The following is a 12,629-nucleotide window of genomic DNA, read 5'->3' as shown; positions in this document are numbered from 1 at the left end:
CATTATATAGTACTTTTACGAATTACACAATACATTTAAAAATTAAAACAGCAAATACACCAAACAAAAGACAGGGTACAAATGCTAGCCTGTCTTTTTTCTTTTTAAAGCAGAAACAGGCGAGGCCAGAGAAGCTAGCGATTTGGATAAGAATGAGAATTTCCGTCAGACTGAAAATGGCTGAGCAGGACGCCAGAAAGAGAAAGTCTCCAGCGCCAATACGAAGATTATAAAAGAAGGCTAGAAGTCCTAGGGCTAAAAAGAAGAATACGAGAAGATTAACGCCTGTTGTCACTATCAACAAGAGATGAAAAATCAGCCAGACCATCAGGGGATATTGCTGCTCTCTTTGATCGTAGATGGCCAGGGTCAAGCCCATGGTGAATAGTAGGAGTTGACTGATGGAAATCGTGCCAAGCGAAGTTGCTAGAGAAAGACCGCCCAAGAGACATTCAAAAAATAAATAGCGTAAGGGAATCTTGTCTCCACAGAAGCGGCAACGAAGACGGTTCATGACTTGAGAAAAAATAGGAATCAAATCACGCGGTGCCAATCTTTTCCCGCAGGCATTGCAATGGCTAGCGGGAGTGATGATAGACCGCTCTGGGAAGCGGTCTATCATCAAGCCTAGGAATGAGGCAAAGACGGTTCCAAGGAGAAAAAAGTATAGATGAATCATACTTATTTATTCGTAATTTTAAACAGAAAAATTCTGAAATTTTGCAACTTTTCTAATAAAGTCTTTTTTTGAATCTTTTGTCTTGACTTTCTTATTTAGAAGCATTATAATTAAACCATAATCTAAAAAGATTAGAATCATTATAAATAAAAACGAGGTAAATACAATGACACAAGTAAAAAATAGTGCAGCAACTGACGTAGCAACTTTTGTAAATCAAAACTCTTTGCCAAAAACTAAGGCTGTATTGAACCAAGTAGTGGCAGATCTTTATACTGCTCATATTGCTCTTCACCAAGTTCACTGGTATATGCGTGGCGCAGGTTTCATGGTTTGGCATCCAAAAATGGATGAATACATGGAAACTTTGGATACAACTTTGGATGAAGTCAGCGAGCGCTTGATTACACTGGGAGGCAAGCCTTATTCTACCTTGACTGAGTTTATCCAACACAGCAAGATTGAAGAAAAAGCTGGTGAATTCAGCAAGAATGTAGAAGAAAGTCTGGCGCGTGTGATTGAGATTTTCCGTTATCTGACAGGTCTTTACCAAGAAGCGCTGGATGTAACAGACGAAGAAGGGGACGATGTAACCAATGATATCTTTGTCGGTGCCAAGGCTGACCTTGAAAAGACTATCTGGATGCTGACAGCTGAAATCGGTCAAGCACCAGGTTTATAAAAAATGATCCATGCCAAGCAGAAGGGAACAGACTTTCCTTTCTGCTTTTTTTCGTCTTGAAAAGCGCTGGAAAATCTGATAAAATATAGCTCATGAAAACCCTGTATGATGTTCAGCAATTTCTTAAAAGTTTCGGAATCATTATCTATATGGGCAAGCGCCTTTACGATATTGAGATGATGAAAATTGAGCTGAAGAGGATTTACGATGCCGGTCTAATGGATAAGCTAGCTTATTTTGAGGCGGAGGCAGTCTTGCGACGAGAACATCGCTTAGAGTTAGAATATTTAGAAAAGAAAAAGGAGACTTGAGATGACAATTTGGATTTTGTGGGCGGTACTTTTAGGAATAATTGGCTGGATGGGCTTTAATTTTTTGCGCCTTCGTCAGGCAGCAAAAATCGTGGATAACGGAGAATTTGAAGGCTTGATTCGCCAAGGTCAGTTGGTTGATCTGCGGGATCCATCTGATTTTCACCGGAAGCATATCTTAGGTGCTCGCAATATTCCATCTCAGCAGCTCAAGGATAGTGTCGGTGCACTTCGCAAGGACAAGGCTGTTCTTCTCTATGAAAATAGTCGTGGTCAGCGCGTAACCAATGCGGCTCTGTATCTGAAAAAACAAGGATTTAAAGAAATCTATATTCTTTCTTATGGGTTGGATTCTTGGAATGGCAAGGTGAAGGCTAGTTAACATAAATCAAAAATTTGTTGCATTATATATACAAAGCTGGTTTCTTATGTTATAATAAATTAATATTAATTTTAAGGAGTTTTTAGAAGATGCAAGAAAAGAAAAAATCTTCACTTGTTTTAGGTATCCTATCTATCATCTTTGGTTTTTTCATTCCATTGGCAGGTCTTATTTTAGGTATCATTGGTTTGGTGTTAGCTAATTCACATCAAAAAGAGTCTAAATTAGACTATAAAACAGAAAAAATTCTGGGTATCGTAGGGATTGTAATTTCCGTAATTGTTTGGATTCTAAATGTCATGGTACTTATGAACGGAGTAGGATAGTAACAAAAAAAGCTTTATTTTTTAAAGCTTTTTTGTTTTACTAACTTTTCTCCAAATATTTTTTAATAATCGCTAATTCTTCTCGGTTTAAAGGACGGTAATCACCTGTTGCTAGATCTGGGTCTAATGTAAAATCCCCAAACTGAATCCGCTTGAGATAAACGACCTTGACACCAACTGCCAGAAACATCTTTTTGATCTGGTGGAATTTTCCCTCAGAAATCTTGACGGTAGCACGGCTCAGACTGGAGCTGGTAGAGAGGATAGAAAGCTGGGCTGGCTGACAGACGGTGCCGTCTAAAAAGCGAATGCCTTCTTGAAAGGCAATTTTTTCCTGCGAGGTTAAAGGTCCATTGACTTCTACATAGTAAGTTTTTTCGACATGATATTGAGGGTGCAGCAGCTGAAATCCCAAAGGACCATTGTCGGTAATCAGAAGAAGCCCCTCGGTATCTCTATCCAGACGTCCGATAGAGTAAAGATTTTCTTTCTCTACCTCTTTGTCCAGCAAATCCAGAACAGTCAATTTTTCAGCATCGCGATTGGCAGTGACTGCACCTGCGGGTTTATTCAGCATGTAGTAACGGTGGGTAGAGCCGCTGACCTGCTTTCCTTGAAAAGTAATCTGCTGCAGGCCGGTATCAACGTTTTGGCTGAGTTTGCAGGCGGGCTTACCATCCACAAAAATCTGTTTTTGTAAAAGGCTTTGTTTCATCTTTTTTCGGCTGATATGATTGGCAGCCAACAGTTGGTCGAGGCGCATCTATTTTCCTTATTTTTTTCTAAATCATATCATAAATTTTCAGGATGGGAAATGCAAATCCTCATGCAGCTCCCATATTTTTTAATGAAAACATTTACACTTATCAAAGCCGTGTTTTTTGCCTGCGTCTGTGGTATAATTGTTCAGTTAGAAATAAAATTTAAAAATTCAGAGGAAAAAATGACAAAATTAAGAGAAGATATCCGTAACATTGCGATTATCGCCCACGTTGACCACGGGAAAACAACCCTTGTTGACGAATTATTGAAGCAATCTGAAACTCTTGATGCTCGTACAGAGTTGGCAGAGCGTGCTATGGACTCAAACGATATCGAAAAAGAGCGCGGTATTACGATCCTTGCTAAAAATACAGCCGTTGCTTACAACGGGACTCGTATCAACATCATGGATACACCAGGACACGCGGACTTTGGTGGAGAAGTTGAGCGTATCATGAAAATGGTTGATGGTGTTGTCTTGGTCGTAGATGCCTACGAAGGAACCATGCCACAAACTCGTTTCGTATTGAAAAAAGCCCTGGAACAAGACCTTGTCCCAATCGTTGTTGTCAATAAAATCGACAAACCATCAGCTCGTCCGGCAGAAGTAGTGGACGAAGTATTGGAACTCTTCATTGAGCTTGGTGCAGATGATGACCAGCTTGATTTCCCAGTTGTTTATGCTTCAGCTATCAACGGAACATCTTCATTGTCAGATGATCCAGCTGAACAAGAAAAAACAATGGCACCAATCTTTGATACCATCATCGACCATATTCCAGCACCAGTGGACAACTCAGATGAGCCTTTGCAGTTCCAAGTCTCACTCTTGGACTACAATGACTTCGTTGGCCGTATCGGTATCGGCCGTGTCTTCCGTGGTACTGTTAAGGTTGGTGACCAAGTAACCCTGTCTAAATTAGACGGCACTACCAAGAACTTCCGTGTTACAAAACTATTTGGTTTCTTTGGCTTGGAGCGTCGTGAAATCAACGAAGCAAAAGCGGGTGACCTGATTGCCGTTTCAGGTATGGAAGATATCTTTGTCGGTGAGACGATTACACCGACAGATGCTGTTGAAGCTTTGCCAATTCTGCATATTGATGAGCCGACTCTGCAGATGACCTTCTTGGTTAACAACTCACCTTTTGCTGGCCGCGAAGGAAAATGGGTAACTTCTCGTAAGGTTGAAGAACGTCTGCAGGCTGAACTGCAAACAGATGTATCTCTGCGTGTTGAACCAACTGATTCACCAGACAAGTGGATTGTTTCAGGTCGTGGTGAATTGCACTTGTCAATTCTGATTGAAACCATGCGTCGTGAAGGGTATGAGCTGCAAGTATCTCGTCCAGAAGTTATCGTGAAAGAAATCGACGGTGTTAAATGTGAGCCATTTGAGCGCGTCCAAATCGACACACCTGAAGAATATCAAGGATCTGTTATCCAAAGCCTTTCAGAACGCAAGGGTGAAATGCTGGATATGGTGGCTACTGGTAATGGTCAAACTCGTTTGGTCTTCTTGGTTCCTGCTCGTGGTTTGATTGGGTACTCAACTGAGTTCTTGTCAATGACTCGTGGTTACGGTATCATGAACCATACCTTTGACCAATACTTGCCATTGATTCCAGGTGAAATCGGTGGACGTCATCGCGGTGCCTTGGTATCTATCGATGCTGGTAAGGCAACGACCTACTCAATCATGTCTATCGAAGAGCGTGGGACTATCTTTGTCAACCCAGGTACTGAGGTTTACGAAGGAATGATCATCGGTGAAAACTCTCGTGAAAACGACTTGACAGTTAACATCACTAAGGCGAAACAAATGACCAACGTTCGTTCAGCGACCAAGGACCAGACAGCTGTTATCAAGACACCGCGCATTTTGACTTTGGAAGAATCTTTGGAATTCTTGAATGACGATGAGTACATGGAAGTAACGCCAGAATCTATTCGTCTGCGTAAGCAAATTTTGAACAAACAAGAACGCGAAAAAGCCAATAAAAAGAAAAAATCAGCTGCAGCTGAATAAGCAAAAAGGAAAGGAGCAGCAAGNTGGTTTACCTTATCATTGGAATTTTAATCCTCTTTTTCTACATTTTTGCTGTTCNAACCAGTATTAAAGGCACTGTTAATGCTGTGACCATGGTTTTACTGATTGTGGCCTTGATTATCTTATTTGGCCTAGGCATTTTTCAGATTTTCCAATTGCCAGCTGAATATTTTGTAGGATTTGGCCTATCCGTAGTGACCGTCTTGGCTTTGCGGGATATTAATCGTCTCAATCCGCCTAAGAAATCAAAAAAGAATTTTGATGAAGAATAATAAATGAGCAAGAACTTAGGAAGTCGGATAGACGTTTTGAGTTTTTGCTCTTTTTTTTACAAAAACAATAGGTTTATGTTTTATTTGATTGTGGGAATTCTCATTCTCTTATTTTACATTTTTGCTGCTCCGCCTAGCATTCGCGGAACACTCAATGTAGTGACGCTGGTGCTTATCTTAGTTGTCTTGCTCATCCTCTTAACTCTAGCAGCTTTCCGAATTTTCCAGCTGCCTAGCGAAATCTTCGTCAGCATTGGCGTGACCTTTCTTGCTTATTTTGCCTTGCGGGATTTAGCGAGAATGCCCGTCAAGAAAAAAGAAAAGAAAAACCTATAAAAGCGGTCTTGCTTTTATAGGTTCTTTTTATGCTCCAAAATGCTGGTGCAAGATAGCAAAGTAGTCTTCTGGATTGTGGAGAAATGGGAAGTGGCCGCTGTTTTTAATGGTGAACACCTGAGCGCTGGGATAGCGGCTGATGACAAAGTGCATGCTAGCACCAAAAATATCATTGTCACCGAAAGTCACGGTAATAGGAAAAGCAGGATCTTCTAGTCGGGGCAAGAGAGGATAGGCCATAATTTCCTTTCTTGTCTGATTGCCTGCTTGGACTGAAACATTGCTCATGTCTAGTTTCACATCATGAAAGGCTGGATAGTCGGCATTGTAATTACGGATAACTTGGCGAAAGAGAGCTTGCGAAGCCTTGGAACTACCAAGATTGCCGAGCAGAGAATAGATTCCCATTTTTAGCCATTCGATAGTCGTGCAGTGATTTTTATTGTAATTCATCATCTCTTTTTCCATTTGCTGCCACTGCTTGCTCGTGCCTGTTCCCGGAGAGGAAAGAAAGAGACTAAGAACCCGCTCAGGGATTTTGCTGGCGTAGATTTGCGCGTACAATCCGCCCCAGGAATGTCCCAAAAGGTGAAATTTATCTACATTGAAGTGATCGGCAATCGTGTTGATGTCCGCAATGTAGGCTTCCATGCTGTAGTCGCCACTCAGGCAGGGCGATTTTCTCGTTCCCCGCTGGTGAAAGACAATCAGTTGATAATCTTTTTCGAGCTTAGGGATAAAGAGCTTGAAGTCATCAGGCGTTCCCGGTCCACCGTGCAGCAGGATAATCGTTTCCTTGTCAGGATTGGGATAGCAAACGGTGTAGAGTTGGTCGGATCCGTTTTGAATCATTGTTTCGATTTTTTGAGAATGGGTCATAGCTTTCCTTTCTATTAAAGTGCCCACCATTGGTAGAGGCTCCAGTAGAGGATATTGAGAACGACGATAAGTGAAGCGCTGCTGGTCAAGTAGGTCAAGATTTTTCGACCCTTGCTCACTTGGAAGGTTGAGCGCAGGAAGATGGGCAGCGCAGCATTGACCAGAAAAATCAGTGCTAAGAAGGCAAAGAGAATGGCTTGCCAGCGATAATCGGGCATGTACTTGCCCGAAACGGCAACGATGACGAGACCTGCTAGATTGACTAGGCTAACCAAAATCAGTCCGCAAGTGCCATAATGCCAAATTTTCCAACTTCTTGGAGTCGCTCTTTTACTTTCTTTCCCAAAAAGCAAGCGATACACCTTACCCAAAGCAGCTAACAAAAGAACAAGCACAGCATAAACAACTGCGAGACCCAGCAGAGCGACAGAACCATAATCCTTTACCACCTCCCAAAGCGAGAGCTTTTCTAAATGATTATAGGTTGTTTCAACTTCTGTTCGTCCTTGGCGATGTTGCCAAAGCCAGTAGTTGCTGAGTAGCAGATGACCGTCTTTGATCACATCTTTCACATAAAAAGTATAAACAGGAGTAAGGCGCGAAATAGAGGTCGGGCCTTGCTGAATGGAGCGGGAAGTCCGATACATGCCCTCCTGAAAGTCTTTTTGAGACTGGTTAGGGGCTTGCTTTTTCTTGCCAAAGACTAAATCGGGCAGACCGAAAGAAAAGGTGGCTTCTTCTCTCTGATTTACCATGGTAACCATGCCGATACCCGACTTGAAATCCAGCGAAATCATGGTTGAAAAACCGGCAAAAGAATGACCGCCGTGCCCTAAAATAGAGCCTATCTCATACTCTGTCACCCAAAAGCCGTGGGCATTCTTAGCGACTGCTTTATCTGAGAATGTAGAAGTTGTCTGATACAGTTCATTCCAGGTTTCTGGGCGCTTAAAGAGCTTTTCCTTTCTCAAAAGAGCTTGCGCGAACCGCTTGAAATCGGCAAAAGTCCCTGTCGCCTGCCCCGCTGGATAAATATCCGCGGGAAGCAATTTATCTAGATATAAACTTCCGTTTGTATCATAGGTTTTCTCACCCTGCCGCTTGTCTCGGACATAGGTATTGTCCGACAAATCAGGTAAGAGAGCGGTATGGTTCATGCCCAAAGGCTGGAAAATATGCTCGTGGACATAATCCGCAAAGTCCTGTCCGCTGATGCGCTCCACGATATAGCCTGCTAGAGCTGTACTGTAATTGGAATAGGATGTCACCGTCCCTGGCTCATAAGTTTGAGCGGGCTGGCTTTTTAGTAATTCTTCCAAGCTCTTGCCTGTTCCTGTGTTCAGCGGCGTTTCATCAAAACCCGCTTGGTGGTTCATCAGATCCATCATGGTAATGGACTTGTCGTATTTGAGGTGTTTCAGGAAATCCTTGGGCAAATACTCTTTTATATCTGTTTTTAGGTCAATTTTTCCTTCTTCCCAGAGCTGCATGACGCTGAGCCAGACGGTCAATTTGGTGGCAGAGCCCCACTCAAAAACCGAGTTGTCGTCCACAGCCAGCTTTTTTTCCTTGTCCATATAGCCAAAGTTCTTTTGGTAAATGGTTTGGCCGTCCTTATCAAAGACTGCTGCCGCCAGTCCCGCGCTGGTTTTTTCGTGTTCCTTGTGGAAATTTTCAATTTTCTGACCGATTTGGTCATAAGGCGTGCCCGACGGCAATTTTTGCTGGTCAGCTCGAACTTGCGCTGCTCCAAAAGCCACCAAGCCACATGTTACCAGCGCCACAGCGCTTTTCAAAAATGATGTTTTCATGATTGCCTCCTTAGAATTTAAACTGCCTTCCCCTTTGCCCCCTTATCCTAACAAAAGGGCAGCGCCAAATCTACCCTTTTTCGGTAAGTGGTAAGTTTCTGCAGGTAAGTGGTAGAAAAAGTGGGGGGGAAGTGCTAAACAAAACCAGCATTGCTATCATAGCAATGCTGGTTTATATCTGTTTGATGACTATTTAAACCAAATCCGCCATCTTGCCCAGAGCTGCATGACACTGACCCAGACGGTGATTTTGGTCGTTGACCCTCCCACTCGAAGACCGGGTTGTCATCCACCGCTTGCTTATTTTCCTTGTCCATATAGCCAAAGTTGTTTTGGTAAATGGTCTGTCCGTCCTTGTCAATGACGGTCGTCGCCATACCAGCACTGTTTTTTTCGTGCTCCTTGTAGTAGTCCTCAATCTTCTGACCGATTTGGTCGTAGGATGTGCCCGACGGCAATTTCTGCTGGTCAGCTTGAACATGACCCGCTCCTAGAGCGAGCAAGCCACAAGTTACTAGCGCTACAGCGCTTTTCAAAAATGATTTTTTTCATCATTGTCCTCCTTTTAATTTGGTTACACTTCCAGTTTAAAGGACAAACTTCAAATATTTATAAAGTATTTCTAAAATATTTCTAAAGTTTTTTGAAAATGAAGATGAAAACGAGTAGGTAGAACGGTCATTTTTCAGTTAAGGGTTACTCCCTTCTTTTATTTATTCGTCAAATTTATCGGATTTACAGTCATTCTAACGTTTTTACAAGGCCTTGGCGTCTGCTTTTTTCTTGACCAGATAAGCGATGAAAAGGCAAATCAAGGTCATCGTGATTGGCTCCAGGATCCCTCCTACGACAGGAATGGCAGCCGTTCCAACTAAAAGTGGATTGCTGTCGCTACTTAAGGTCGTCCGCAGGAAAGTCGGACCGCTCTCAACAAGGCCAAAGATATTTGTAAGGGTCAGATTGTAAAGAGCATGGGTCGCCGCCACCAGCCAGAGATTATCGGTCAGGGCAAAAAGGAGGGAAAAGAGAACGCCCGACAAGGTCACGCTCAGGATGTAAGAGAAAGGAGCGCCACCCTTGAATGTGTGCATGAGACCAAAGAAGAGATTGCCTAGGGCAATAGCTGGGACAAGCCCCATTTTGGTGCGGAGCTTGTTCAGGACAAAGCCGCGGTAAATGACTTCTTCGGCTAAGGCCTCCAAGAAAATCATAAGGAGCAAATAGGGCCAGAGTGCGAGATTAAATTGATTTCCTAGTCGAAAATGGAGCTGACCAGCTAGCGCATTAACGCCAATAATTGCCGTTGTCGTCAAGAATCCTATAACTGCTCCAAACAGGAGATTTTTGCCCAGCTTTTCCCACCAGAGACCAAAGCTCGCAAGACTGCGGTGCTCCCAAAACTTAGCCACAAGGAGAAGGGGAAGAGCACTGATACCATGAAATAGAAGGGTGCTCACTTCTTCTAATACGAGTTGATTAGAAACATTGATAAAGGGTTGTATCAGCCATTGAGACAAGAGCCCGCTGAGCAACATGCCCAGACCGAGCGCCAGAAAAGCTAGAGGCATGCTCAGCCACCAGTTTTTCGCCCCTGCTTCTTCTTGCAAAGTTTCTAGACTAGAGGAATGATGTGTCGCTTGATAAATATGTGCCATATGTTTTCCTTTCTAAATAAGAATTTTCGATACTGTCAATAATTTTGTGTAAACACTCTAGTAGAGTTATGTAGTTTTAATCAAATAAGCTTTCAAGTGTGTCAGAACATTGGCCAAACCCTTTATGGATTCGTTGACTTTGCTTGAAATTATAATCTTCAAACAAAGTAACTAAGTAACGTTTCAGAGCCTCCTCGTTAGGAAAAAGAACCTTCTTTTTCGTTTGACGTTTGATTTCTTTGTTAAGAGACTCAATGAGGTTTGTCGAATAAATGCTGTGCCAAATCTGGTAGGGAAACCTCCTATTGATAAAAAGCGAGTGTCGTTTGGATGAGTGATGTCAGCTCTTTCTTGTCTGCTGGATAAATTTTCTGCCGGACTAAAAGACTGATGCCGAAGACAAAACTCCCCAAGTGCATGAAAACCTGATTGAAGTCGTAGTCGCCGTCAAGTGACTGGATAAATTCCTCTATTTTCTCCTTATTATAGTCAAAAGAGGCGACTCTTTTTTCCAGCTCCATTTGCCCTGTATCATCATTTTGCGTAGCTAGGCTGTATTTGCTGAGAAATAGAAAATCGAAAAAATTTGCATGGACTTGAGAGTAGTTGATAAACTGTAGAGCCAGCTGTAGAATTTTCTCTCGGGGCGCTTGGTCTTCTTTTTCCGACTCTTTTAGAAAATCAGCAAAATGTTTGGAAATGATTGGAACCAAAGCGAACATCAAATCGTCCTTGTTTTTGAAATGGCGGTAGCTAGCCACATGGCTGACCTTGCAGCTACTTGCTAACTTCCGAAGCGACAGGTCTTGCCAGCCATGAGCAGCAATGCTATCAAAGCCAGCCTGCAATAATAGTTCTTTTAAAGGCGGCTTTTTTTCTGCCAATTTTCCTCCTCCTTTCGAGATGTTTTTGCTAGTTACCGCTGGTAACTTCTTTCTATGATTAGTATAACACTTTCAAAAACAAAAATGCAAAAAAAAAAGACAAAATTTTTCTTCTATTACCATATATTTCAAAAGATTGCAGGAAGATGAAAACTTATCATTTTTCTCAAATCTTCTGCCCTTGCCCCTTTTTTATTTCCACAAAAAAAGGTAAAATAGAATGAAGTATGAATGGAAGAGGTTGCTTATGAAAAATATAGCAAATTTTGCCAATAAGAAGGTCTTGGTCCTAGGATTGGCCAAGTCGGGTGAGTCAGCTGCTCGCCTTTTAGATAAATTAGGAGCTATCGTGACAGTTAACGATGGGAAGACTTTCGAGGAAAATCCTGCTGCCCAATCCTTGCTAGAAGAGGGCATTAAAGTGGTGACAGGAGGCCATCCCTTGGAGTTGCTGGACGAAGACTTTGAACTGATGGTGAAAAATCCAGGTATTCCATATGACAATGCCATGGTCGTCCGAGCTCTGGAGAAGAAGATTCCAGTCATTACTGAAGTCGAGTTGGCTTATCTAATTTCTGAAGCGCCGATTATTGGTATTACGGGTTCAAATGGTAAGACGACGACCACAACCATGATTGCGCAAGTCTTGACAGCTGGCGGTCAAAATGGTCTCTTGTCTGGTAATATCGGCTTTCCTGCCAGTCAAGTAGCTCAAACAGCCAGCAGCAAGGATACACTGGTCATGGAACTGTCTTCCTTCCAGTTGATGGGAATTGAAGCTTTTCATCTGCAAATCGCTGTTATTACTAATCTCATGCCGACTCATTTGGATTATCACGGCTCTGTTGAGGAATATGCAGCTGCCAAGTGGAATATCCAGAAAAACATGACAGCTGATGATTATCTGGTTTTGAATTTCAATCAAGACTGGGCCAAGGAAATGGCTAGCCAGGCTCAGGCTACTGTTGTGCCTTTTTCAACGACTGAAAAGGTGGATGGTGCCTATCTAGAGGGTGATGTCTTGACCTTCCGCGGAGAGGCGATTATGCAGGCGGCTGAAATCGGCGTTCCTGGCAGTCACAATATTGAAAACGCTCTGGCTACGATTGCAGTAGCCAAGCTGCGTGGCATTGACAATCAGACGATTAAAGAAGTCTTGTCAGCTTTTGGGGGTGTTAAGCACCGCCTCCAGTATGTGGGGCAGGTAAATGAGGTTGCCTTTTACAATGACAGTAAGTCTACCAATATCTTGGCAACCCAGAAAGCCTTATCTGGTTTTGACAATAGCAAGGTGATTCTGATTGCGGGCGGCTTGGACCGTGGCAATGAATTTGACGAGTTAGTGCCTGACCTCAAAGGACTCAAGAAAATGGTTATCTTAGGACAATCAGCTGCGCGTGTAAAGAGAGCGGCTGATCAGGCTGGCGTTTCTTATCTAGATGCGACTGATGTCCGAGATGCAGCTCATAAGGCCTTTGATCAAGCGAAGCCAGGAGACGTTGTCTTGCTTAGTCCTGCTAATGCCAGCTGGGATATGTATAGTAATTTTGAAGTCCGTGGCGATGAGTTTCTCGCTGCATTTGAAGAATTAAAAGGTTAA

Annotated in this window: 14 protein-coding genes and 2 pseudogenes; 8 read left to right on the top strand and 8 right to left on the bottom strand. The window is 42.8% G+C overall.

Annotation, left to right across the window (positions count from 1 at the left end):
* Positions 1 to 22: 22 nt before the first annotated feature.
* A complete protein-coding gene (locus D8886_RS02815; protein WP_125434170.1) occupies positions 23 to 679 on the bottom strand; it encodes a prepilin peptidase in 657 nt (218 codons plus the stop codon).
* A 166-nt stretch (positions 680 to 845) separates the two neighbouring features.
* On the opposite strand from D8886_RS02815, the gene D8886_RS02805 reads away from it, so the two are divergent.
* The 4 genes from D8886_RS02805 to D8886_RS02790 all read left to right on the top strand — a co-directional run bounded on the left by D8886_RS02805 (position 846) and on the right by D8886_RS02790 (position 2,380).
* Positions 846 to 1,361: a Dps family protein gene (locus D8886_RS02805; RefSeq protein ID WP_002910333.1), complete on the top strand. Its 516-nt coding sequence runs from the start codon at positions 846 to 848 to the stop codon at positions 1,359 to 1,361.
* Between the two features lie 92 nt (positions 1,362 to 1,453).
* Positions 1,454 to 1,672, top strand: coding sequence for a YqgQ family protein (locus D8886_RS02800; protein WP_002898045.1), 219 nt, complete (start codon positions 1,454 to 1,456; stop codon positions 1,670 to 1,672).
* A gap of 1 nt (position 1,673) precedes the next feature.
* A complete protein-coding gene (locus D8886_RS02795; protein ID WP_002910331.1) occupies positions 1,674 to 2,054 on the top strand; it encodes a rhodanese-like domain-containing protein in 381 nt (126 codons plus the stop codon).
* A gap of 89 nt (positions 2,055 to 2,143) precedes the next feature.
* Positions 2,144 to 2,380, top strand: a complete 237-nt coding sequence (locus tag D8886_RS02790) for a DUF4190 domain-containing protein (RefSeq protein ID WP_002898043.1) — start codon at positions 2,144 to 2,146, stop codon at positions 2,378 to 2,380.
* Positions 2,381 to 2,420: 40 nt separating this feature from the next.
* Here the strand turns inward: D8886_RS02790 and D8886_RS02785 are convergent, their stop codons facing one another.
* Positions 2,421 to 3,143: a pseudouridine synthase gene (locus D8886_RS02785; RefSeq protein ID WP_125434169.1), complete on the bottom strand. Its 723-nt coding sequence runs from the start codon at positions 3,141 to 3,143 to the stop codon at positions 2,421 to 2,423.
* Between the two features lie 180 nt (positions 3,144 to 3,323).
* Between D8886_RS02785 and typA the strand changes: the two genes are divergently transcribed.
* From typA to D8886_RS02770, 3 genes are all read left to right on the top strand, one after another.
* On the top strand, positions 3,324 to 5,171 hold the full coding sequence (gene typA, locus D8886_RS02780; RefSeq protein WP_125434168.1) for a translational GTPase TypA: 1,848 nt from the start codon (positions 3,324 to 3,326) through the stop codon (positions 5,169 to 5,171).
* Positions 5,172 to 5,194: 23 nt separating this feature from the next.
* Entirely contained in the window at positions 5,195 to 5,464 is a 270-nt protein-coding gene (locus tag D8886_RS02775) for a DUF3165 family protein (protein ID WP_221762834.1), read from the top strand.
* Between the two features lie 75 nt (positions 5,465 to 5,539).
* Complete coding sequence (locus D8886_RS02770; protein ID WP_002929676.1) at positions 5,540 to 5,800, top strand: DUF3165 family protein; 261 nt, start codon at positions 5,540 to 5,542, stop codon at positions 5,798 to 5,800.
* 27 nt (positions 5,801 to 5,827) lie between these two features.
* On the opposite strand, the gene D8886_RS02765 is transcribed toward D8886_RS02770, so the two are convergent.
* From D8886_RS02765 to D8886_RS11770, 6 genes and pseudogenes are all read right to left on the bottom strand, one after another.
* A complete protein-coding gene (locus D8886_RS02765) occupies positions 5,828 to 6,709 on the bottom strand; it encodes an alpha/beta fold hydrolase (protein WP_185761233.1) in 882 nt (293 codons plus the stop codon).
* Positions 6,694 to 8,490, bottom strand: a complete 1,797-nt coding sequence (locus tag D8886_RS02760) for a serine hydrolase domain-containing protein (protein WP_125434166.1) — start codon at positions 8,488 to 8,490, stop codon at positions 6,694 to 6,696. Before D8886_RS02760 ends, D8886_RS02765 begins: the two co-directional genes overlap by 16 nt.
* A 201-nt stretch (positions 8,491 to 8,691) precedes the next feature.
* Positions 8,692 to 8,993 (bottom strand): annotated as a pseudogene (locus tag D8886_RS02755) (serine hydrolase); the annotation flags it as partial.
* Positions 8,994 to 9,245: 252 nt separating this feature from the next.
* Positions 9,246 to 10,145: a CPBP family intramembrane glutamic endopeptidase gene (locus D8886_RS02750; protein WP_002929682.1), complete on the bottom strand. Its 900-nt coding sequence runs from the start codon at positions 10,143 to 10,145 to the stop codon at positions 9,246 to 9,248.
* Between the two features lie 76 nt (positions 10,146 to 10,221).
* Positions 10,222 to 10,455: pseudogene (locus D8886_RS02745) on the bottom strand (transposase); the annotation flags it as partial.
* On the bottom strand, positions 10,448 to 10,993 hold the full coding sequence (locus D8886_RS11770) for a TetR/AcrR family transcriptional regulator (protein WP_419153040.1): 546 nt from the start codon (positions 10,991 to 10,993) through the stop codon (positions 10,448 to 10,450). The pseudogene D8886_RS02745 and the gene D8886_RS11770, both read right to left, overlap by 8 nt.
* Positions 10,994 to 11,276: 283 nt before the next feature.
* Here D8886_RS11770 and murD point away from each other — a divergent pair, with 283 nt between their 5' ends.
* A complete protein-coding gene (gene murD / locus D8886_RS02735; RefSeq protein WP_125434164.1) occupies positions 11,277 to 12,629 on the top strand; it encodes a UDP-N-acetylmuramoyl-L-alanine--D-glutamate ligase in 1,353 nt (450 codons plus the stop codon).

This window comes from Streptococcus sanguinis (genome assembly GCF_003943655.1).
GTDB classification, from domain to species: domain Bacteria; phylum Bacillota; class Bacilli; order Lactobacillales; family Streptococcaceae; genus Streptococcus; species Streptococcus sanguinis_F.
Note: the sequence above shows the minus strand (reverse complement) of the source record. Positions and strands in the feature narration are given on the sequence as shown.